The sequence below is a fragment of the Mycobacterium sp. ZZG genome (assembly GCF_054786995.1).
The window spans coordinates 42671-63266 of sequence record NZ_JBTBFV010000023.1 but is presented as its reverse complement, the minus strand read 5'-3'; the positions used below and the strand labels follow the sequence as shown (position 1 = coordinate 63266).

The 20596-nt window shown below is 70.9% G+C and carries 22 protein-coding genes; 15 read left to right on the top strand and 7 right to left on the bottom strand.

Features of this window, described 5'->3' with window-relative positions:
- The first annotated feature begins 45 nt into the window (after positions 1 to 45).
- The 7 genes from rpmJ to truA all read left to right on the top strand — a co-directional run bounded on the left by rpmJ (position 46) and on the right by truA (position 4474).
- Complete coding sequence (gene rpmJ / locus ACXMYJ_RS15000) at positions 46 to 159, top strand: 50S ribosomal protein L36 (protein WP_003879483.1); 114 nt, start codon at positions 46 to 48, stop codon at positions 157 to 159.
- 194 nt (positions 160 to 353) lie between these two features.
- Positions 354 to 728 carry a 30S ribosomal protein S13 gene (gene rpsM / locus ACXMYJ_RS14995; RefSeq protein WP_003929501.1) on the top strand — a complete coding sequence of 125 codons (375 nt, stop codon included), beginning with the start codon at positions 354 to 356 and terminating at the stop codon, positions 726 to 728.
- 6 nt (positions 729 to 734) lie between these two features.
- Complete coding sequence (gene rpsK, locus ACXMYJ_RS14990) at positions 735 to 1145, top strand: 30S ribosomal protein S11 (protein ID WP_260757419.1); 411 nt, start codon at positions 735 to 737, stop codon at positions 1143 to 1145.
- 19 nt (positions 1146 to 1164) lie between these two features.
- Positions 1165 to 1770, top strand: a complete 606-nt coding sequence (gene rpsD, locus ACXMYJ_RS14985; RefSeq protein WP_067963613.1) for a 30S ribosomal protein S4 — start codon at positions 1165 to 1167, stop codon at positions 1768 to 1770.
- Between the two features lie 83 nt (positions 1771 to 1853).
- Complete coding sequence (locus ACXMYJ_RS14980) at positions 1854 to 2906, top strand: DNA-directed RNA polymerase subunit alpha (RefSeq protein ID WP_260757427.1); 1053 nt, start codon at positions 1854 to 1856, stop codon at positions 2904 to 2906.
- Positions 2907 to 3000: 94 nt separating this feature from the next.
- Positions 3001 to 3588 (top strand): 50S ribosomal protein L17, encoded by a 588-nt coding sequence (gene rplQ, locus ACXMYJ_RS14975; RefSeq protein WP_460357237.1) that lies wholly within the window; start codon positions 3001 to 3003, stop codon positions 3586 to 3588.
- Positions 3572 to 4474 carry a tRNA pseudouridine(38-40) synthase TruA gene (gene truA / locus ACXMYJ_RS14970; RefSeq protein WP_460357234.1) on the top strand — a complete coding sequence of 301 codons (903 nt, stop codon included), beginning with the start codon at positions 3572 to 3574 and terminating at the stop codon, positions 4472 to 4474. The genes rplQ and truA overlap by 17 nt, the downstream gene beginning before the upstream one ends.
- On the opposite strand, the gene ACXMYJ_RS14965 is transcribed toward truA, so the two are convergent.
- The 4 genes from ACXMYJ_RS14965 to ACXMYJ_RS14950 are packed head-to-tail and all read right to left on the bottom strand — an operon-like array spanning position 4475 to position 7565.
- The gene (locus ACXMYJ_RS14965) at positions 4475 to 5137 is read right to left on the bottom strand and encodes a cutinase family protein (RefSeq protein WP_260757435.1); all 663 of its coding nucleotides are present in this window, start codon (positions 5135 to 5137) and stop codon (positions 4475 to 4477) included. It abuts the gene before it with no gap.
- A 28-nt stretch (positions 5138 to 5165) separates the two neighbouring features.
- On the bottom strand, positions 5166 to 5804 hold the full coding sequence (locus ACXMYJ_RS14960; RefSeq protein ID WP_260757959.1) for a cutinase family protein: 639 nt from the start codon (positions 5802 to 5804) through the stop codon (positions 5166 to 5168).
- Positions 5805 to 5855: 51 nt separating this feature from the next.
- Positions 5856 to 6518, bottom strand: coding sequence for a cutinase family protein (locus ACXMYJ_RS14955; protein ID WP_460357282.1), 663 nt, complete (start codon positions 6516 to 6518; stop codon positions 5856 to 5858).
- Between the two features lie 12 nt (positions 6519 to 6530).
- Positions 6531 to 7565 (bottom strand): EamA family transporter, encoded by a 1035-nt coding sequence (locus ACXMYJ_RS14950; protein WP_460357231.1) that lies wholly within the window; start codon positions 7563 to 7565, stop codon positions 6531 to 6533.
- A 106-nt stretch (positions 7566 to 7671) separates the two neighbouring features.
- On the opposite strand from ACXMYJ_RS14950, the gene ACXMYJ_RS14945 reads away from it, so the two are divergent.
- On the top strand, positions 7672 to 8223 hold the full coding sequence (locus tag ACXMYJ_RS14945; RefSeq protein WP_260757438.1) for a CGNR zinc finger domain-containing protein: 552 nt from the start codon (positions 7672 to 7674) through the stop codon (positions 8221 to 8223).
- A gap of 44 nt (positions 8224 to 8267) precedes the next feature.
- Entirely contained in the window at positions 8268 to 9650 is a 1383-nt protein-coding gene (gene eccB, locus ACXMYJ_RS14940) for a type VII secretion protein EccB (RefSeq protein ID WP_443188698.1), read from the top strand.
- Here the strand turns inward: eccB and mycP are convergent.
- Positions 9624 to 10907, bottom strand: coding sequence for a type VII secretion-associated serine protease mycosin (gene mycP, locus ACXMYJ_RS14935; RefSeq protein ID WP_260757961.1), 1284 nt, complete (start codon positions 10905 to 10907; stop codon positions 9624 to 9626). The genes eccB and mycP overlap by 27 nt on opposite strands.
- 47 nt (positions 10908 to 10954) lie before the next feature.
- Positions 10955 to 12211: a type VII secretion integral membrane protein EccD gene (gene eccD / locus ACXMYJ_RS14930; RefSeq protein WP_260757440.1), complete on the bottom strand. Its 1257-nt coding sequence runs from the start codon at positions 12209 to 12211 to the stop codon at positions 10955 to 10957.
- 58 nt (positions 12212 to 12269) lie between these two features.
- Here eccD and eccCb point away from each other — a divergent pair, with 58 nt between their 5' ends.
- The 6 genes from eccCb (at position 12270) to ACXMYJ_RS14900 (ending at position 20052) form a co-directional block, all read left to right on the top strand.
- Positions 12270 to 15794 (top strand): type VII secretion protein EccCb, encoded by a 3525-nt coding sequence (eccCb, locus tag ACXMYJ_RS14925; RefSeq protein ID WP_460357227.1) that lies wholly within the window; start codon positions 12270 to 12272, stop codon positions 15792 to 15794.
- Positions 15791 to 16906: a type VII secretion-associated protein gene (locus tag ACXMYJ_RS14920; RefSeq protein ID WP_460357224.1), complete on the top strand. Its 1116-nt coding sequence runs from the start codon at positions 15791 to 15793 to the stop codon at positions 16904 to 16906. The genes eccCb and ACXMYJ_RS14920 overlap by 4 nt, the downstream gene beginning before the upstream one ends.
- A gap of 81 nt (positions 16907 to 16987) precedes the next feature.
- Positions 16988 to 17320: a WXG100 family type VII secretion target gene (locus ACXMYJ_RS14915; RefSeq protein ID WP_260757445.1), complete on the top strand. Its 333-nt coding sequence runs from the start codon at positions 16988 to 16990 to the stop codon at positions 17318 to 17320.
- Between the two features lie 9 nt (positions 17321 to 17329).
- Positions 17330 to 17626, top strand: a complete 297-nt coding sequence (locus tag ACXMYJ_RS14910; protein ID WP_260757447.1) for a WXG100 family type VII secretion target — start codon at positions 17330 to 17332, stop codon at positions 17624 to 17626.
- Positions 17627 to 17754: 128 nt separating this feature from the next.
- Positions 17755 to 19053, top strand: coding sequence for a helix-turn-helix domain-containing protein (locus tag ACXMYJ_RS14905; RefSeq protein ID WP_460357220.1), 1299 nt, complete (start codon positions 17755 to 17757; stop codon positions 19051 to 19053).
- Positions 19054 to 19140: 87 nt separating this feature from the next.
- Positions 19141 to 20052, top strand: coding sequence for an alpha/beta hydrolase (locus ACXMYJ_RS14900; RefSeq protein ID WP_260757449.1), 912 nt, complete (start codon positions 19141 to 19143; stop codon positions 20050 to 20052).
- On the opposite strand, the gene ACXMYJ_RS14895 is transcribed toward ACXMYJ_RS14900, so the two are convergent.
- On the bottom strand, positions 20018 to 20572 hold the full coding sequence (locus ACXMYJ_RS14895; RefSeq protein WP_443188702.1) for a TetR/AcrR family transcriptional regulator: 555 nt from the start codon (positions 20570 to 20572) through the stop codon (positions 20018 to 20020). The two genes, ACXMYJ_RS14900 and ACXMYJ_RS14895, sit on opposite strands and share 35 nt — an antisense overlap.
- Positions 20573 to 20596: the final 24 nt, after the last annotated feature.

Here is a 20596-nt window from a genome sequence, read left to right as displayed (position 1 = left end):
CCCGAAGACCACCGAAGAACCACGAGAAGAAGGATCGACACAGCCGTGAAGGTGAACCCGAGCGTCAAGCCGATCTGCGACAAGTGCAGGGTGATCCGCCGGCATGGGCGGGTCATGGTGATCTGCTCCGATCCCCGTCACAAGCAGCGGCAAGGCTAGTCACGCAGCCGAGCAGTAGCAGTACCCACAACTGAATGATGACCTCCCAGCACCACTGAGCGGCATACGGTCGCTCGATATCGATGAGCGCTTGCGCGAAGAGCATCGATAACGTCCGGAACGGAGGCCGGACCCCGGGTCAACCCGGGAACGGACTGGGATCAGACCTCCGCAGAACACGAGGAATGGCACATATGGCCCGTCTTATGGGCGTCGACCTCCCGCGCGACAAGCGCATGGAGATCGCTTTGACATATATCTACGGCATCGGCCGCACGCGGTCCCAGGAGATCCTGGAAGCCACCGGCATCAGCCGGGACATGCGCACCAAGGACCTGACCGACGATCAGGTGACGCAGCTGCGCGACTACATCGAGGGCAACCTCAAGGTGGAGGGCGATCTGCGCCGCGAGGTGCAGGCCGACATCCGCCGCAAGATCGAGATCGGCTGCTACCAGGGCCTGCGGCACCGCCGTGGCCTGCCGGTGCGCGGCCAGCGCACCAAGACCAACGCGCGTACCCGCAAGGGCCCCAAGCGCACCATCGCCGGCAAGAAGAAGGCCAGGTAACCCCGGATGGCACAGGCAAAGAAGGGCGCCCCCAAGAAGGGGCAGAAGACCCGTCGCAGGGAAAAGAAGAACGTCCCGCACGGCGCAGCCCACATCAAGAGCACGTTCAACAACACCATCGTGTCCATCACCGACCCCCAGGGCAACGTCATCGCCTGGGCGTCCTCGGGGCACGTCGGCTTCAAGGGGTCGCGTAAGTCCACCCCGTTCGCCGCGCAGCTGGCCGCCGAGAACGCGGCCCGCAAGGCGCAGGAGCACGGCGTCAAGAAGGTCGACGTCTTCGTCAAGGGCCCGGGCTCGGGCCGTGAGACCGCCATCCGCTCGCTGCAGGCGGCCGGCCTCGAGGTCGGTGCGATCTCCGATGTCACCCCGCAGCCGCACAACGGTTGCCGTCCGCCCAAGCGGCGCCGGGTCTAGGAAAGGGAGTTAGAGACTCATGGCTCGTTACACCGGACCCGTCACCCGCAAGTCGCGCCGCCTCGGCGTCGACCTGGTCGGCGGAGATCAGTCCTTCGAGAAGCGCCCCTACCCGCCCGGCCAGCACGGCCGCGCGCGGATCAAGGAGAGCGAGTACCGCACCCAGCTGCAGGAGAAGCAGAAGGCCCGCTTCACCTACGGCGTCATGGAGAAGCAGTTCCGTCGCTACTACGAGGAGGCCAACCGCCTCCCCGGCAAGACCGGTGACAACCTGCTCCGCATCCTGGAGAGCCGTCTGGACAACGTCGTGTACCGCGCCGGCCTGGCCCGCACCCGCCGCATGGCGCGTCAGCTGGTCAGCCACGGTCACTTCACCGTCAACGGCGTGAAGGTCGACGTGCCCAGCTACCGGGTGTCGCAGTACGACATCATCGACGTCAAGGACAAGTCGCTGAACACGCTGCCGTTCGAGGTGGCGCGGCAGACCGCCGGCGAGCGTCCGATCCCGGGCTGGCTGCAGGTCGTCGGCGAGCGTCAGCGCATCCTCGTGCACCAGCTGCCCGAGCGCGCGCAGATCGACGTGCCGCTCACCGAGCAGCTCATCGTCGAGCTCTACTCGAAGTAGTCACCCTGACCCCGGAATCCACCGGGGCTCAGGCCACTTAACGGCATCAAATAGCGGGTGCCGAGAAGGAGAAAAGAAACACCATGCTGATTTCTCAGCGCCCCACCCTGAGCGAAGAGGTTCTCGCCGAGAACCGCTCCCAGTTCGTGATCGAACCGCTGGAGCCCGGATTCGGTTACACCCTCGGAAACTCGCTGCGCCGCACGCTGCTGTCGTCCATCCCGGGCGCGGCCGTCACCAGCATCCGCATCGACGGTGTGCTGCACGAGTTCACCACCGTCCCCGGAGTCAAGGAAGACGTCACCGACATCATCCTGAACCTCAAGGGTCTGGTCGTGTCCTCCGAGGAGGACGAGCCGGTCACCATGTACCTGCGCAAGCAGGGCCCGGGTGAGGTCACCGCCGGCGACATCGTGCCGCCCGCCGGCGTTACGGTGCACAACCCCGAGATGCACATCGCCACCCTGAACGACAAGGGCAAGCTGGAGGTCGAGCTCGTCGTCGAGCGCGGCCGCGGCTACGTGCCTGCCGTGCAGAACAAGGCCTCCGGCGCCGAGATCGGCCGGATCCCGGTCGATTCCATCTACTCGCCGGTGCTCAAGGTCACCTATAAGGTGGAGGCCACCCGCGTCGAGCAGCGCACCGACTTCGACAAGCTGATCCTCGATGTCGAGACCAAGAACTCGATCACCCCGCGCGACGCACTGGCCTCGGCCGGCAAAACGCTGGTGGAATTGTTCGGTCTGGCACGGGAACTCAACGTCGAGGCCGAGGGCATCGAGATCGGTCCCTCGCCGGCCGAGGCCGATCAGGCCGCGCACTTCGCGCTGCCGATCGACGATCTGGACCTGACGGTGCGGTCGTACAACTGCCTCAAGCGCGAGGGTGTGCACACGGTGGGTGAGCTCGTGGCCCGCACGGAGTCCGATCTGCTGGACATCCGTAACTTCGGCCAGAAGTCCATCGACGAGGTGAAGATCAAGCTGCACCAGCTCGGTCTGTCGCTCAAGGACAGCCCGGCCAGCTTCGATCCGTCCGAGGTCGCCGGCTACGACGTCGCCACCGGCACCTGGAACAGCGATGCCGGCTACGACCTGGACGACAACCAGGACTTTGCCGAAACCGAACAGCTCTAGGCGCGAAACCGAACACCTCTAAAGCACAACAGCTTTCGAGAACCGTCCCGGCCCTACCTGATACGGGGGCCGGCCCCACAAGGAGATAGTCGCAATGCCCAAGCCCACCAAGGGTCCTCGCCTCGGCGGGTCGTCCTCGCACCAGAAGGCGCTGCTGGCCAACCTGGCCACCTCGCTGTTCGAGCACGGCCGCATCAAGACGACCGAGCCGAAGGCACGGGCGCTGCGTCCGTACGCGGAGAAGCTCATCACCCACGCCAAGAAGGGCACGCTGCACAACCGGCGTGAGGTGATGAAGAAGATCCGCGACAAGGACATCGTGCATGTGCTGTTCGCCGAGATCGGGCCGTTCTTCGCCGACCGCAACGGCGGCTACACCCGCATCATCAAGGTCGAGAACCGCAAGGGCGACAACGCCCCCATGGCGGTCATCGAGCTGGTGCGGGAGAAGACCGTCACCTCCGAGGCGAACCGTGCGCGTCGCGCGGACGCGGCGCAAAAGGTGGCCGCGGCTGCCGCGCCGCAGGCCGCGGTCGAGCCCGAGGCAGCCGAAGGCCCGGCCGCGGAGGAGGAGACCGTCGAAGAGGTCAAGGCAGAAGACGCCGCGATCGAGGAGGCTCAGGAAGCTGAAGCCGCCGAAGAGGTCGCCGAAGCCGAAGCCGAGGATGACAACAAGTCCTAACGACAACGTCGTGAGCATGCCCGCCATCGATTTCGGTGGCGGGCATGTTCGTTTACGCCTCGACATCGCCTACGACGGCACCGAGTTCGCCGGCTGGGCGACACAAACCGGACAGCGCACCGTCGCGGGCGCGATCGACGACGCGCTGTCCACGGTGTTCCGGGCACCGGTGGTCACCCGTGCCGCGGGGCGCACCGATTCCGGGGTGCACGCCACCGGGCAGGTCGCCCACGTCGACGTGCCCGCCGACGCGCTGCCGCACGCCTACCCGCGCACCCGCCGTCCAGGGGAACCCGAGTTCGGGCCACTGGTCCGCCGATTGGGACGGATGCTGCCCGAGGATGTTCGCGTCCGCGAGATAACCCGCGCCGCACCTGGATTCGACGCTCGGTTCTCGGCGCTGCGTCGCCACTACGTCTATCGGTTGACGACGGCGCCGTACGGCGCCGAGCCGCACGAGGCCCGGTTCGTCACCGCGTGGCCGCGGCCGCTCGATGTGGCGGCGATGTCCGCTGCCGCCCGGGAGTTGTTGGGGCTGCACGACTTCGCCGCGTTCTGCCGCCACCGGGACGGGGCGACGACGATCCGGGAACTGCAGCGGCTGGACTGCGAACGCGACGGCGACCGGGTCGCCGTGCATGTCAGCGCCGACGCGTTCTGCTGGAACATGGTGCGGTCACTGGTGGGCGCGCTGCTGGCTGTCGGGGAGCGCCGCCGCGCCCCGGCGTGGTGCGCGGCACTGTTGGATTCGGCGCGACGCTCCAGCGATTTCGCCGCGGCGCCGGCGCGGGGCCTGACGCTCGTCGGTGTCGACTATCCGCCCGACGCCGAGCTTGCGGCCCGCAACCTGGTGACCCGGGACCTGCGTACCGCCGACGAGCTGTAGCTACAGTCGGCCCACGATGAAGTCGGCGGCCTGGTTCACCATGCCCGCGCCGATGTAGGCGGGGGCCAGATGCGCGGGCCAGTAGTCCTGCCAGTTCTCCGGAGCGGTCGGATTGCAGATCGGATCGTCGCCGTGGCACAGCTCGATGATCCGGTCGCGCAGCGCGGGGTTGGTGAAGTTCGCGATCGGCCCGACCCACTGACTGCCGTTACCGAACAGCGCGACGGCGGCGATGTGCCGATCGACACCGTCGGGCAGCGGGCTCTTGAAGCCAAACGCGGCTATCGGGACCGCGACCACCACGTCGGTGACTGCCGCGCCCAGTGAATAGCCGCCCAGCACCAGTCGGGTGTCGGGGCAGTTGCCGGCCATGTACTGGATGCGTTGGCTCATGTCATTGGCGCCGATGTCGACCTCGGTGTCGGCGGGATACTTCACCGCGTAAAGGTCGATGTCCTTGCCGGTCTTGTTGCGCAGGGCGCTGACCAGCGCGTTGCCGATCTGGCCGGCGCCGGGCGACTCGATGCGGCCGCGGGCGAAGATCAGCTCGGCCTCGGGGCAGGACTGTGCCGACGCGAGCGGGGGCGCAACGAACGAGGCTGCGGTGAAGAGGAGCGCAGCCGTGGCCGACAGGACCCGTAATTTTCGCAGCTGACGAATCACCGTGTTGATCTTAATCGGCCGCGGCCGTTCAGACCCGGCCAGCGGCGAAACCGGCGGCCTGGCCGATGAGCGGGGAACGCTCGTAGCTGGTGTGGGCAAACGGGTTGCGGCCCCCGGAACAGATCGGATCACCGTCGGCGCACAGGTCGATCGCCTTACCGGCGAACACTCCGCGGCCCGAAACCGGACTTCCGAACTTGGCAGACGGGTTGCCGAATACCGCGACGGCCGCGACGTTGCCGCCCAGTCCCGCCGGCAGCGGAGGCGCCGAGCCGATGGTGCCGATCCGGTCGCCGAGCGGCGGCACCCCGGCAAGCATCGCGACGACGGCCGCGCCCTGCGAGTAGCCGCCGAGCACGATGCGGGTGTTCGGGCACTGGGCCGCCATGAAGGCGATACGTCCGGTGGCGTCGGTGGCGCCACTGGCCGTGTTCAGGAAGTCGTAGCTGGCGGGATAGTTCACGCCGTAGGTGCCCACGGTCCTACCGCCCAGCTGGTTGCGCAGGGTGTCGGCGAGCGCCTGGCCGACCCGCCCCACGCCGGGCGGCTCACTGGTACCGCGGGCGAAGACCACCTCGACGTCGGGGCACGGCTGAGCAGAAGCCGTTCCGGCGGGAAGGACCACGGCGGCCAAGAAGGCCATCACGGCAGCGGCGGCCGCCAGCATCGGGCGGCTCAGTCGATCGGAAAGCACAAGACACGGTAACGCATAGCTGTGTTAAACAAGTCCGGCTACGAACGCCGCGGCCCGGTCCGTGAGCCCGACGGGCCCGTAGTTGCTGTGCGCGGCGATCACGTTTCCGTTCGAACACACCGGATCCCCGACGTTGCACAGGTCGATGGACCGCGAGCCCCACACCGGGCTCGCGGTGATCGGCAGACCCACCTTGGCCGACGGGTTGCCGAAGACGGCGATGGCGGCGACGAAATCCGGCGCGTTTGGCGGCAGCGGTGCGGTGGACCCGACCGCCGGGATCGGGACTGCGGCGATCACGTCGACCACCGCGGCGCCCTGCGAATAGCCGCCGAGCACCAGTCGGGTCTGCGGGCAGTTGGCCATCATGTACTGGATGTGCAGGCTGGCGTCGTTGGCGCCCGCCGCCGCGGCAAGGAAGTCGAAGCTCGCCGGGTAGTTGACGGCGTAGGCGCCCACCGAGCGGCCCCCGACGCGGTCACGCAGCGCGTCGACGAACGCCGCACCCACCCGGCCTAGGCCGGCGGGCTCGTCGGTGCCGCGGGCGAAGACGACCTCGATGTCGGGACATCCCTGCGCATGGGCCACCGGCAAGCGGCCGGGCGTCCCGGCCAGGGCTGCTACGGCCAGCAGCACGGCCGCGAGCACCGACGTCAGCCGGCGCCGCCGGAGATCAAGATCGATCATCACGTGGCGATGTTAGCCGCTCGACGTCCCCGTCGCCGGTGCATCCGGCCAGGTCACCGTCTCGGCCTCATCGAGTTCGCTGCGGTCGCCCTGCCGGGCCAGCGCGAGCCCGACCAGCACGACGGCGCCCCCGATGGCTTGGGTGGGGGTCATCGCCTCACCGAGCAGCACCCAGGCCGCCAGCACCGCGAACATCACCTCGGACAGGCCGACCAGGGACGCGAATCGGGGCCGCAGCCGGGCGATCCCGACGATGCCCAGGGTGTAGGCGATCGCCGTCGGGATCAGGCCGAGCGCGATCACCGGCACGATCCAGGGGGTGGTCCAGCCCGCGATCACCGTGTCGTCGGAGGTGAAGCGCATCGGCATCACGCCGGCGGCCCCGAGTATCGCGACCGTGACGGCGCCGACGAGCAGACCGCCCGCCGCCAGCGTGATCGGGTGCAGCGCCGGCCGGCCGTCGGAGGCGTCGGCGCCGACCTTGTCGGACATCAGGAAGTAACAGGCGGCGCACACGGCCGCGGCCAGGCCCCAGGCGACACCGGCGAGATTGATGGAGGCGCCGGTGAACCCGCCGGGCCCGACGATGCCGAGCACCAGCATGATCCCCGTGACCGCGAGCGCTACCCCGGAGAGCGTCATCGATGTGGGCCGCTTCCGGGTGGTGGCCCACAGCCAGCCGACCACCAGGATCGGTGCGGTGTATTCGAGCAGGAGTGCGACGCCGACCGACAGGTGCGACACCGCGTTGTAGTAGAAGAGCTGTGCGCCGGCGATCGGCACCAGGCCGTACAGCGCCACCGTCCTGGCGTGCGAGCGCGCCTCCCGCCACCAGCCGGGACGGACGACGGAGGCGAAGACCGCCATCGCGAGCGCGCCGCCGGCCAGCCGGGCGGTGACCGCCGCGGTCGGCGTCCAGCCGGCCTCCATCAACGCCTTCGCAAACGGCCCGGAGCACCCGAACGCGAACGCGGAGCCGACAGCGAACAGCAGACCTGTACGAAAATGGTCGACGCGAACGCGCGGGTTCGTATCGAGCGCAGCCATGGGCAACCGCCTCCGTGGACGTGACGCCTCCGTGGAGGTGACAGGGGTGACATGAGTAAAATCAACTTTGGTCGTGACACTACCGCCGAGAGGAGTCATGGGTCAAATGCTTTTCACTCATGACACTGAGCTCACCCTTCGCGCAGCGAGTGTCCTGATCAACAGCGACCGGGTGGATGGTGAGCAGCTGCCCGACCTCGCCGCCCTCGACCGGTACCTGCACGACTTCGGCTGGACGGGCCGACGCGATCACGACGCTGCCGAACTCGACGCGGTGCACACGCTGCGTGCCCGGCTGGGCCGCATCTGGGAGGTCGCCGACGACGAGGTGCGCGCCGTCGATCAGGTCAACGCTCTGCTGGCCGACACCAAGGCGTCGCCGTGGCTGACCCGGCACCCCGAGATGCCCGAGTGGCATCTGCATCTTGCGTCGATCCACGACCCGCTGTGGCAGCGGATGGGCGCCGAGATGGCGATGGCGCTGGCCGATCTGATCCGGGCCGGGGAATTGCGCCGGCTCAAGGTCTGCGCCGCCCCGGATTGCGGCGCGGTGCTCGTCGATCTGTCCCGCAACAGGTCGGGCAAGTTCTGCGACACCGGCAACTGCGGGAACCGCCAGCACGTTGCGGCCTACCGGGAACGGCGCTCCAACAAGTGATCTGACCCCCGAGGTGGCGCCGTTACGCTGGCCGAGGGGGTGTGATGGCGCAACCGACGACACGCCTGCACGTCAGTGGGCACCGCTTCCAGGCGCGGCGGATGGAACATGCGCTGATCCGCGGCGACGCCCGGATGCTCGACGATCCGCTTCGCGCACAGTCTGTCTCGCTGATCGCCGGTGCGGTGCTGGCCACTGTCGCCGTCGCGGTGTGCGCGGTGCTGACCGTGGTGCGCCCCGGCGGTTCCGTCGGTGATGCGCGGCTGGTCGTGGTCCGCGAATCCGGGGCGATGTACGTCAGGATCGACGACGTCATGCATCCGGTGTTCAACCTGGCCTCGGCGCGGCTGATCCTGGGCGGCCCCGTCGAGCCGCGGCTGGTCTCGCAGCGGTCCGTCGGCGAGTCGGCGCTAGGCCCGCAGGTCGGCATTCCCGGTGCGCCCGCCCAGATCTCGCCGCCACTGGACACCCCGGAGTCCGCCTGGACAGTCTGCGATGCCGGGGAGTCCGGTACCTCCGTCGCGGCGGGGCCGGTCGACACGTCGGCCATGACGACCGATGCCCGCGTGCTGGTGACACCCCGCGGGGAGAGTGCCGCGTCGACCTACCTGCTGCACGACGGCCGCCGGTCCCGGGTGGATCTGCGCCATCCCGCTGTGGTGCGTGCGCTTCGGCTCGACGGCGTTACGCCGCAGTCGGTTTCGCCCGCTCTGTTGGCGGCGGTGCCGGAGGCGCCCGCCATCGAACCGCCACGCATCCCCGCTCTGGGCACCGCCGGGCCGGCGGTGCTCCGCGGCCATCCGGTGGGCACCGTGGTACAGGTGCCCGGCGCAGGGGCGGCGGTCGACTACTTCGTGGTGCTGTCGGACGGCCTGCAGCGCGTCGGGGAGGTCGCGGCCGACCTGATCCGTTACACCGACAGCCGGATCGATGAACAGATGCCGACGGTGTCGGCTGACGTCGTCGGTGCGCTGCCGGTGGTGGACACTCTTGCCGTGTCGACATTTCCGCACACCGGTGGGGTGACCGACGATCCGGTGGTGTGTGCCGCCTGGTATCCCGACGCCGGTGAAACCGGTTCACGCACCGCCGTTCTGGTGGGGGACGCCGCACCGCCGGCCGCGCATCCGGTCGGGCTCGCACAGGCCGACGGCGCAGGACCGGCGGTCGACACGGTGTCGGTGCCCGCCGGTCGCGCGGTCTTCGTCCGTTCCGTGGCGCTCACCGGCGAGGGGCACAGCACCGGCTCGCTGTTCCTGGTGACCGACACCGGGGTGCTGTTCGGGGTCCGCGACCCCGACAGCGCGCGGGCACTCGGGATCACCGCGGCCGCGGTGCCCGCGCCGTGGCCCGTGCTCGCGACGTTGCCGCGCGGTCCCGAACTCAGCGGGTCCGCCGCGTCAGTCATGCGAGACGGGGTGTCGTGACCGGTGCACGACCGCCGAGACCGCCACCCCGCATCCGGCCAACGCCAGGCACAGCACGGCGGCTTGTACCGCGGTCCTGCGTGAGGTGGTCCGCGGCGGCGACGGGGCGGCGATCGGCGTTGCCGCCGGGGTGACCGTCTCGCCCGTTCCTGCCCCGGTCGCCGACACCGCCGCGAGCGCATCCACCACGCCGTGTCCGACGACCGGATCCCAGCCGCCGGGCGGGTCGTGCGCGGTGTCCTCGATGACGCGCATCACCTGCCGTGCGGTCAGTTCCGGGAACCGGGCCCGGACCAGCGCCGCGATCGCGGCGACCACGGGCACGGCGTAGCTGGTTCCGGAGATCGGCCGGCCGGCCGGCGACGTGTCCACCAATCCGTCCCCGGCGGGCGCCAGGGAGATCACCCCCTCGCCCGGGGCTGCGACGTCCACCCAGGGACCGGCCAGGCTGAACTCCGAGGCGATTCCGTCGGCGTTCACCGCGCCGACGGTCAGCACGTAGTCGTCGTACCAGGCCGGACTCGCCACTGTGGTGACCGCCGTGGCGAGCGTGGGGTCGCGCGGATTGTGTTCCAGGCACTGCCCGGCACCGCCGACGTTGCCTGCCGCGGTCACCACGACGACGTTCTTCACGTCGACGGCATAGGCCAGTGCCGCGCCGAGTGCCCGGTCGTCGAGGCTCCCCTCGACCGGGACGCACGCCACTGTCGAGATGTTGATCACCGTGGCCCCCTGGTCGGCCGCGGTGCGCACGGCAGAGGCCAGCGTGTCGACATCCCCGACACCTGAGCCTCCCGGTTCGTCGACGGCGCGAAACTTGTTGCTGGACTGCCTGATCGACAGCAGTGACACCTCAGGAGCGAGGCCGGCGAACGCGTCCGGATCGGCGGTGTCCGGTGCGGCCCCGATGATCCCGGCGACGATCGTGCCGTGCCCGTCACAGTCGGCGGTGCCGTCCTGACGGGACACATAGTCGCCGCCGGGGACCAGGTGCGGCAGTCTGCGGTGCCGCGCCACCCCGGTGTCGATCACCGCGACAGTCTGGCCCGCTCCACGGGTCAGCGCCCACAGGGCGGGAAGGTCGAGCCCGCGCACCTGCCCGGGGCCCGTGGCCGCCGCGGCGGCCGGTGGGGCGGTGACGCAGGCGTCGTGCTGGGTGGTGGGGCGCAGCGGCGCAGCCGGGCCCGGCGCGGGCAGCAGCGACTCGTCCACCGCGGGCGGCCCGACCGCGGCCGCATACGGGGCCGTCGGAAACATCGCCAGCACCGCCACGGCCGGCGCCCGCCACCATCGGGCCGCGCCGGTCACGTCAGGCTCAATTGCTGTGCCAGGCCGTATATCCCGGCGATCCAGAACGCCAGCGGCGCCACCGCGGCCAGTGCGAGGTACTCGACATACTGAATCCACCTCCGCGACAGCGCGTTCGGTGAGTACGACCGGGCTGCGCCGTACACCGCGAGCGCGGCGGCGACCGCGACGCCTGCGCTGATCGAGCCCGCTTGCGCAGGCACCGCCGCCGTCACGACGAGCGCCGACACCAGCAGTGACACCAGCCCGGCGGCGCCCAGCGCGGACCGTCTCTGCGGGTCGGCATGCACGCGCCGGCGCAGTACGAGCACCACCCCGATATCGGCCGCGAACGCCGCGCCCAACGCCCGCGCCGAACCCGTGGCGATCGCGGTGGCCGCCACGGTGAGAGCGCCGGCCGCCGCCGCGCCGGCCCAGCCGACCACGAGAGCGGTCAGCGCGCGATGCGGTGCGTCGGTATGCGCGGCCAGGCGTGGGGCCAGCGCCAGTCCGGCCAACGACACCACCGACAGCGCCGCGCCGACCACCGAGGACCCGGGCACAAGGTTGCCCACGGCTGCCGCGGCGGTGAGCGCGCCCGCCGCGGCCGTGAGCGCCGCCTGCGGCGCCGGGTCCGGCAGCACCCTCACCAGCAGCACGGCCATCGCGAACCCCGAGGACGCGGACAGTAGCAGCGCCGCCACCCACGGCGTACCGGGCAGCGCGAGAAGTCCTGCCACACCGGCGAACAACACCGCGGCGGTGCCGAGCACCAGGGCCGAGCGCCGGTCGATGCGTGAGGCGGCCACCGCGCCGGACGCGGCGGCGACCGACAACCCGGCCGCCGACCAGAAGTGCCAGGGCGTCGGCGCCGCCACGCCGGCCCATGCCAGCGCCCCGGCAGCCACCAGGACGGCGGCCGCGCCGGCGATCCCTCCGGATTCCTCGTCGACCTCGGCCGTCATGGAAGCGGCGAGGGCGGCGCACGGGTCGGCCGGTAGCCGGCGCGGGGGCGGGATCCGCACATGTGTGAGCACCAGTACCTCACCGTCATCGACGCCGTTGTCCCTCAATGACATCGACGGGTCCAAGGGATCGCCGGCCGCGCGGGTCAACTGCCAGTGCGTCGGTCCGGGTGACGCGCCGAGCACGACATCGACGATCGACGGCATCAACTCACCCAGTGCCAGACCGGCGGGCACGACGAGATCCACGGCCTCCGGACCGCGCGCCGCGAGGGCGTGAACGGCGATCCTGCGCAACGTATCCGGCACGGGCTCGAACGTAACTCGGCTTGATGAGGATGCAGCGCACCAAATCGGTGGGCTGTGGATGGAACGGGCCGCGGCACTGGTGCGTCTACTCCACATGGACCTCGGCCGGATCGTCCTCGACAAGCCACCCGAGCCGCCGGCGCAGACACCGATGAGCCCGCTGGCCCGGCTGATGCCGGTGGCGATGATCGTCGCGATGGCCGGCATGACCGTGCTGTACCTGACCTCGGCGGGTTCGACGCGTAACCCGATGTTCCTGTTCTTCCCGGTGATGATGCTGGTCTCGCTGATCGGCACACTGGCCCACACCGGGCGCGACCGCACCGGCGACCTCGATACTGGGCGCGCCGGCTATCTGCGCTACCTGGGCACCGTCGACGACGCACTGGTGGCCGCCGGCGACACCCAGTATCGGTCCCAGCACGACCTGCATCCTGAACCCGCAGCGCTGTGGACGATCGCGGGCGGAGAACGGATGTTCCGCCGCGCCGCGGACGGTCCGGACTTCGGTGTGGTCCGGATCGGCGTGGGGGAGCAGCCGGCGGCCGTCTCGGTGGTCGCCCCGGACCTGGGACCGGACGACGAGGCCGACCCCGTCACCGCCGGCGCGGTGCGCCGTCTGGTGCGGCACCACGCGATGGTCGCTGACTTGCCCGTCGTGGTGCGGCTCGCCTCCGCCGGGCTGATCACCGTCGACGGCGACCCCGCCGACGTCCGCGCCGTCGTCAGGGCGATGGTGTGTCAGCTGGCCGTTCACCACGACCCAGGCCTCATGACGGTCGCGGCGGCGGGCCCACAACTGCACTGGGACTGGATGAAATGGCTGCCGCATGCGGGTGAGCGCCGACGCGGGCGGCGCCACCTGCTGATCGTCGACGGTGGGGCGGCACCGCAACCCGCCGACGGCGTCACGGTCGTCGCGCTGCGGCCCGGCCCTGGCACAGGTGTCGCCGTGCACGTCGACGGGCAGCGGGTGGACGCGCGCTTCGACGAGCTCGCGTTGCCCGCCGCGTTAGCGTGCGCGCGCCGACTGTCGCGTCACCGTCCGCATGAGTCCGCCCGCGCGGACGGCGTTCCTGACTGGGCGGCGCTGATGGGCATTGCCGACCCGCAGGCGGTCGACGCCGAAGCCCGGTGGTCGAGGCGGTCCCCGGCCGGGCTGCTGCCGGTGCCGGTCGGGGTGGCCGACGACGGAACGGTCGTCGACCTGGACATCAACGAGGCAGCCGCCGGCGGGTTGGGTCCGCACGGATTGTGCGTCGGCGCAACAGGTTCGGGCAAGTCCGAGTTTCTGCGCACGCTGGTGCTGGGGATGGTCACCGCGCATCCGCCGGAAGCGTTGAACCTGGTGCTGGTCGACTTCAAGGGCGGTGCGACGTTCCTGGGTTTGGACGGCGTGCGTCACGTGTCGGCGGTGATCACGAATCTGGCCGACGAGGCGCCGCTGGTCGCACGGATGCGGGACGCGCTGTCCGGGGAGATCAACCGCAGACAGGAGATCCTCCGTGCGGCAGGCAATCTCACCAACCTGACCGAATACGGCAGGGCCAGGGTCCTGGACCGGACGCTGCCCCCGCTGCCCGCGCTGCTGATCATCGTCGACGAGTTCTCCGAACTGCTGAGCCGGCATCCCGATTTCGCCGAGCTGTTCGTCGCGATAGGCCGACTGGGGCGGTCGCTGGGCATGCACCTGCTGCTGGCCAGCCAGCGACTCGACGAGGGCAGGCTGCGCGGCCTGGAAACCCACCTGTCGTACCGGATCTGCCTGAAGACCTTCTCCGCCGCCGAATCCCGGTCTGTGCTCGGTGTTCCCGACGCCCACCAGCTGCCGGCCCGGCCCGGTGCGGCCTATCTCAGCACTGCCGCGGGCACCCTGACGCGGTTCCAGACGGCGTTCGTCTCCGGCTGTTTCCCCGTCCGCCGGCAGAGGCGCGACAGCGCACCCGAGGTCCGGCGCTTCACACTCATCGACCGTGCCGGCGGCGCCGCACCCGCGCCGTCGATGTCGCGACTCCCGCTGCTCGAGACGGTGCTGGGGCAGCTGGCCGGCCGCGGCGCTGTGGCACACCGGGTGTGGCTGCCGCCGCTGGGCCGCTCGCCGCGTCTGGACGCGGTGTTGTCGGCCGCAACCGCGGGGCGGCTGCGGGTGCCGATCGGCGTGGTGGACCGCCCCTTCGAGCAGCGGAGGGACCCGCTGATCGTCGACCTGTCCTCCGGAGCAGGTCATGTCGCGGTCGTCGGGGCGCCCCGCTCGGGCAAGTCGACGGCGCTGCGGACGATCATCGGTGCGCTCGCCGCCACACACGACGCCGGCGCGGTGCAGTTCTACTGCCTGGACTTCGGAGGTGGCGACCTGGCGGCGGTGCGCGACCTGCCCCACGTCGGCGCCGTGGCCGGGCGCCGGGACAGCGATCTGTGCCGCCGAATCGTCGCCCAGCTGGAGGCGGTGCTGCGGTCGCGCGAGGCGGCGGGCGGAGTCCGCGAGGATCCCTACGGCGAAGTCGTCCTGGTGGTTGACGGGTGGGTCACCCTGCGGCAGGACTTCGACGGGATGGACAGCGCGATCACCGCCATGGCCGCGCAGGGCCTGGCCTACGGCGTACACGTGATGGTCACGGCGTCCCGGTGGGCGGATCTGCGGCCCGCCCTGAAGGACCAGATCGGCACCCGGATCGAGCTGCGGCTCGGGGATCCGGCGGACTCGGAGCTGGACCGCAGACGTGCCAAGGAGCTCGCCGCCCGACCGCCTGGTCGCGGAATCACCGCCGATGGCTGCGAGATGGTGATCGCCACACCGGATGTCGAGCCGATGCGGGACGGGGGCGCCGCACCGCCGGTCGAGCTGCTGCCGGCGCGGGTCGACCGATCCGCGATCGATGTCCCCGGCCGCCGCCGGGGGCAGGTGCTGCTCGGTCTCGGGGAGCGTGACCTCAACCCGGTCACCATGGATCTCGGAGAACACCCGCACCTGCTGGTGCTCGGTGACGGCGAGTGCGGCAAGACCGCACTGCTGCGACTGCTCTGCACCGAATTGGCCGCGGCCGCCGACGAACCACATCTGGAGATCGTCGACTTCCGGCGCACGCTGCTCGGTGTGGTCGAGAGTGGGCCGCGAGTCGGCTACGCGGTGTCGGGGGTCGCGGCGACGTCACGGACGGCCGCGTTGACCGAACGGCTGAACGCCAGGATGCCCGACGAGTTCGTCACACAACAGCAGCTGCGGGACAGGTCCTGGTGGAGCGGTCCGGACATCTACGTGATCGTCGACGACTACGACCTGGTGGCGGGTGCCACCGGGAACCCGCTCGCCCCGCTGGCCGATTTCCTGCCGCACGCCAAGGATCTCGGGCTGCACGTCATCGTCGCCCGGCGCTCCGGGGGCGCGGCGCGGGCGATGTTCGATCCCGTGCTGGCCCGCATGCGCGACATGGGGTGCGCGGGTGTGATGATGAGCGCGTCTCCGGACGAGGGTGTGCTGCTGGGCGCCACCCGGCCCACACCACTGCCACCGGGACGGGCCACGCTGAGCGTGCGCGGCCGACCGGACGAACTCGTCCAGACGGCCTGGGTGGAGCCGCCGTGACCACCGTCGTCGTCGAGGTCGGCCCGGCTGCGGTCCGTGGCCCCGACGACGCTCCGCGCGAATGGGTTTCGGCGGCGTTGGCCTGCATCGACGACCCGCTGGCTCTGGTGCAGGACCGGGTCGTCGACGTCGCGGTGCTGTGGCGGGACGTACTGCGCGCGGCTGCCGGCGGGGCCGCGAGCCACCTGGTGCTGGTGGTGCCGACGTGGTGGCCGGCCGGTCGGGCCGGCGTCGTCGGCGAGGCCGCACGCGGCCTCGCGCCACAGGTCACCGTGCTGCGACGGGGCTCTGTGCTCGGCGACGGCGGCCGCGCGGTGGTGGAACTGGCCGCGGAGGTTGCCGTGGTGACGATGCCCGGCGCCGGGCCCGCGGTGGTGTCCCGCGACGACGACGCGCTCGTCGCGCACCTCCACCCCGGGACGTCGGTGCTGATCGACACCCCGGCCGCAGTGCCGCCGCTGTCGCCCACCGCGGCTGCCCGCCTCGGCCGGCTCGCAGCGGTGCTCACCTACGGCGATCGCATCGGCCTGCACGCCGCCGTGCGGAATGCCGTTGCGCAACCGCGCCGGCGGACACCTCCGAACCGGCGAACCGGCGCCGTCCTGGCCGGCGTGGCACTGACCGCGGCCGCCGCCGGAGGAAGCTGGGCGGCGCAGGCGGTGTCGGACGCACCGCCGTCGCCGGCAGGCAGCCGGCTGCTGAGGGAGGGCCGGGTCGGTGTCTCGGTGCCCGCCTCGTGGACCGTCGAGCGAGTCACCGCGGGGCCGGGTTCGCCGCGGGTCCGCGTCGCCGCCGCCGGCGGCCTGCCCGCCCTGCACCTCACCCAGGCCGACGGCGACGCGGCCTCCGTCGAGGAGGTCGCCGAATCTCTCCGTCGGGCAATGGGATCCGCGCCACCCGGGGTGTTCGTCGACTTCGATCCCGACGGGGAGCGCGCCGGCCGGGCGGCCGTGACCTACCTGGAGCGGCGGACCGACAGCCAGACATGGTGGACCGTGCTGGTCGACGGCACGCTGCGCATCGCGATCGGGTGTCAGAGCGCCCCGGAGCAGCGGCGGCTCGTCGAGGACGTGTGCGACGAAGCCGTGCGCTCCGCCCACGCGCTGCGATGAAAACCGAAACAGGGGAACCGAACTCGGCTGCGCTGCGTCCAATCTGTATATCGCTTTTTCAAGGCTACGAGAGGACTTCACATGCCGACACCGTCAGGGGCCGCCGGGGCGGCGCTGACCACCGATCTCGACCTCATGCTGTCGGTGGCAGGCAAGACCGATGCGCGCAACGAGGAGATCCGGGCCATGCTGCACTCGTTCATCGGCGCGATGAGCAGTGTGCCGCCGTCGGTGTGGGGCGGCGTGGCCGCGGTCCGGTTCCGCGACGTGGTCGAGCGCTGGAACGCGGAGTCGATGAAGTTGCACGCCGCACTGGCGCGCATCGCCGAGACGATCCGGGACAACGAGCGAATCCTGCGCGAGGTGGCCGACGGTCATTCGCAGCGGATCGCCTCCGTCGCGGCGCACCTGTAGGCGGCGGCGATGACCCACACGCTGTCCTACAACTTCGGTGAGATCGAGTACACCGTCCGTCAGGAGATCCACCGCACCTCCGCCCGCCTCAACGGCGCCCTCGACGACCTGCGCGCCCAGATCGCCCCGCTGCAGGCGACGTGGACGCGGGAGTCCGCCGAGGCGTACCGCGCCGAGCAGACCCGCTGGGAACAGTCCGCGGCGGCGCTCAACGAGATCCTGGTCAGCCTCGGCAACGCGGTCCGGGACGGCGCGGACGACGTCGCCGACACCGACCGCCGAGCCGCCAACGCCTGGGGCGCCTGACGCGCCTCACCCCGGGACTGCGCGGCCCTCGAAAGGAGGGGAGCCGATCGAGGGTCGCGCAGTACTCTGACCGGCGTTGCTGCGTTAGGGTGGCAGCACATGTGAGGGCGGACACAAAGGAACGCCACGTGGCAGCTTCAGAGACATCGACCGGACGGGGATCGGCCCGTCCGTCGAAAGGGCTGCGTGCTGTCCACGAATTGTTCGTTGCCGGCGAGGTCGACGCGTCCTATCTGAGCTCTATTCCGGTGCGCCCCGTCGTTGCGCAGAGTTGGCAGCGCAGCCTCGCGGTCGGGGTGGATCCGAACCTCGGTGGCGCGCGGGCGGCGGTCACCGCGATCGAGCGGCTGCGTGAGACCCATCCGCTGGCGCCCGCGCTGCCGGTGATCCGGCGGCTCCTCGTCGACGACGCCGTCGACTCCGGTGTGGTGGTCGCGGTGAGCGCCGCCGACGGCACGCTGCTGTGGGTTGAAGGCGACCCGAAGGCGTGCCGCCGGGCCGAGGCGATGAACTTCGTCCCAGGCGCCGACTGGAGTGAGCGCAGCGCCGGCACCAACGCGCCCGGCACCGCGCTGGCACTGGACCGTGAAATGCAGATCCGCGGATCGGAACACTTCACCCGCATCGTCCAGCCGTGGAGTTGCACCGCCGCGCCGGTGCACGATCCCAGCACCGGCGCGCTGCTCGGTGCCATCGACCTGACCGGGGGCTCGGAGGTCGCGTCGGCTCAGACGCTGGCGCTGGTGCGCGCCACGGCGGTGGCCGTCGAGAATCACCTGGCTCTGCTGCGGGTGGCAGGAGCCGCGGCCGAGCCCGCCGCTCGCCGACCTCACCTGGTGGTGCTCGGGGGCGACCGGCCGCGCTGGGTGACCACCGACCGGTACGGACACCTGCAGGCCACCCACCTGACGGGTCGCCATGCCGACATCCTGGTGCTGCTCAGCCGTCATCCGGAGGGGCTGTCGGCCGACCATCTGGCGGTGCTGCTCGACGACAAGGACCTTGACGTCGTCACGGTCCGCGCCGAGATGTCGCGACTGCGCAAGGTCATCGGCGCCGAGAACCTCGGGTCCCGGCCGTACCGGCTGTCGACGCCGATCACCAGCGACATCGGCGAGGTGTTCGAGGCCCTCGACGCCGGCGATGTCGAGTCGGCGCTCAACCGCTACGCCGGTCCGCTGCTCGCCCAGTCGGTGTCCCCGGCCATCGCCCGGCTGCGCACCCAGCTGTCGACGACCCTGCGTGATGCGGTGCTCGCCGAGAGCCGGCAGGGCCGCACCGATCTGCTGCGGCGGTGGCTCGAGCTGCCCGAAGGACGCGACGACCGCGAGGGGTGGCAGGCGCTGCGCGACAGCGCCGGACTCACCGCGGTGGCCCGCGCCCGGGCCCGGGGTCACCTCGCCGGTCTGGACTTCGAACTCGGCTGAAAACCCGAGCAACGCGCGAAAAGCCCAGCGCAACGCCGGTGCAGATGCGAGTTGCCAACGTGGGCAAGGTGATTCGACGATATCGGGATGGACATCCACAGCTACGCCGCGTTCGTCCCCGACACCTACACCGCCGCAATGACCCCGCCGGTCAGCACGTGGTGGCCGTGGCGCGGCGCCACAGTGCACATCGCGCGCGCGGTCGTCGCCGAGGCTGCGGTGCGCGTCATGCTCGTTCACGGAGGCGGCGGATACAGCGGCGCGCTGTGGCCCGCCACCGCGGTCGCGGCCGGAGACGGGGCCGACGTCCTCGCCCCCGACCTTCCGATCTACGGCGACACCGTCGTACCCGACCCGGCCGGCGTGCGCTACGACGACTGGATCGACCTGCTGTGTGACCTGGTGACCGCGGAACGGGCCGCCGACCCACGCCCGCTGATCCTGTTCGGCGCCAGCATGGGCGGCATGGTGGCCTATGAGGTCGCGGCCCGCACCCGGCAGGTCGCCGCCGTCGTCGCGACCTGCCTGCTGGACCTGTCCGACCCCGCGGCCCGCGCCGCGGCGACCCGCTTCGCCTGGATGGGCAGGCCCGCGCCGGCGCTGCTGCGCGCGGTCGATCCTGTTCTGGGCCGGGTACGGGTGCCGATCCGATGGCTCGCTGACATGGCCGCGATGAGCACCGACCGGCGGCTGTCACAGCTGTGCGCGTCGGACCCGCGCGGCGGCGGCGTCAGCGTCCCGCTCGGGTTCCTGGCGAGTTGGATGAACTTCGGCCACACCGCACCGGAGTCGTTCGATGCCGCACCCGTCACGCTCGTCGCGCCCGCTGCCGACACCTGGACCCCGCCGGGATTGAGTGTCCGCTTCCTGCAGCGCATCTCGGCGCCCACCGAGGTGGTGCTGCTGGAGAACTGCGGGCACTACCCGATCGAGGAACCCGGCCTGGCGCAGCTGCGTGACGCGGTCACCCGGGTGGCGGAGCGAGCCGGCACACAGTGATCATCAGCGCGTCCCTCGCGTCCCCGATGTCGAACTCGCCGCGCGGCATTACCCGGTGTAGTTGTGCGTCGATCGCATGGACCACGGTCCGGGCCGTCGTCTCGACGTCGTCACCTCCGCGGCCGCAGCGCTTGAGGTGGAACGCCACCTCGGCGCAGATGCGGTCTTCGAGGTCGGTCAGCGCAGCGAGCTGATCGGCGGTCGGCCGCACCAGCCGGTGCAGCAGGGCGTGCAACCGTGGCCGCTCGTCATGCGCGCCGACCACGGCCTCCAGCACCACGCGCATCGTCGCCTCGAAAGGCGGTGCCTCGGCCCGGAGCCGGGCAAACACCTCGGTCAGCTGCCCGTCGGCGTCGCGCACGTGCCGCTCGGCGATCGCCTCCAACAGCGCGTACTTGTCCGGGAAGTACTGATACAGCGTGCCGATGGACAGACCCGCGCGCTCGGCGATCCGGTTCGTCGTCGCGTTCAGCCCCTCGCGGGAGAACACCTGCGCGGCGGCCTCCACCAGCGTGTTCACCGTCTCGCGGGAACGGTGCTGGCG

Bases quoted from the DNA above. Each gene is read 5' to 3' on its own strand.
- eccCb (WP_460357227.1), top strand. From the start codon at position 12,270: ATGGAACGGGCCGCGGCACTGGTGCGTCTACTCCACATGGACCTCGGC.
- eccB (WP_443188698.1), top strand. From the start codon at position 8,268: ATGGCGCAACCGACGACACGCCTGCACGTCAGTGGGCACCGCTTCCAG.
- ACXMYJ_RS14915 (WP_260757445.1), top strand. From the start codon at position 16,988: ATGCCGACACCGTCAGGGGCCGCCGGGGCGGCGCTGACCACCGATCTC.
- ACXMYJ_RS14980 (WP_260757427.1), top strand. From the start codon at position 1,854: ATGCTGATTTCTCAGCGCCCCACCCTGAGCGAAGAGGTTCTCGCCGAG.
- truA (WP_460357234.1), top strand. From the start codon at position 3,572: ATGACAACAAGTCCTAACGACAACGTCGTGAGCATGCCCGCCATCGAT.
- ACXMYJ_RS14960 (WP_260757959.1), bottom strand. From the start codon at position 5,804: ATGCTGGCGGCCGCCGCTGCCGTGATGGCCTTCTTGGCCGCCGTGGTC.
- rpsD (WP_067963613.1), top strand. From the start codon at position 1,165: ATGGCTCGTTACACCGGACCCGTCACCCGCAAGTCGCGCCGCCTCGGC.
- ACXMYJ_RS14910 (WP_260757447.1), top strand. From the start codon at position 17,330: ATGACCCACACGCTGTCCTACAACTTCGGTGAGATCGAGTACACCGTC.
- ACXMYJ_RS14945 (WP_260757438.1), top strand. From the start codon at position 7,672: ATGCTTTTCACTCATGACACTGAGCTCACCCTTCGCGCAGCGAGTGTC.
- rpsM (WP_003929501.1), top strand. From the start codon at position 354: ATGGCCCGTCTTATGGGCGTCGACCTCCCGCGCGACAAGCGCATGGAG.
- rplQ (WP_460357237.1), top strand. From the start codon at position 3,001: ATGCCCAAGCCCACCAAGGGTCCTCGCCTCGGCGGGTCGTCCTCGCAC.
- mycP (WP_260757961.1), bottom strand. From the start codon at position 10,907: ATGTTTCCGACGGCCCCGTATGCGGCCGCGGTCGGGCCGCCCGCGGTG.
- ACXMYJ_RS14955 (WP_460357282.1), bottom strand. From the start codon at position 6,518: ATGATCGATCTTGATCTCCGGCGGCGCCGGCTGACGTCGGTGCTCGCG.
- rpsK (WP_260757419.1), top strand. From the start codon at position 735: ATGGCACAGGCAAAGAAGGGCGCCCCCAAGAAGGGGCAGAAGACCCGT.
- ACXMYJ_RS14950 (WP_460357231.1), bottom strand. From the start codon at position 7,565: ATGGCTGCGCTCGATACGAACCCGCGCGTTCGCGTCGACCATTTTCGT.
- ACXMYJ_RS14900 (WP_260757449.1), top strand. From the start codon at position 19,141: ATGGACATCCACAGCTACGCCGCGTTCGTCCCCGACACCTACACCGCC.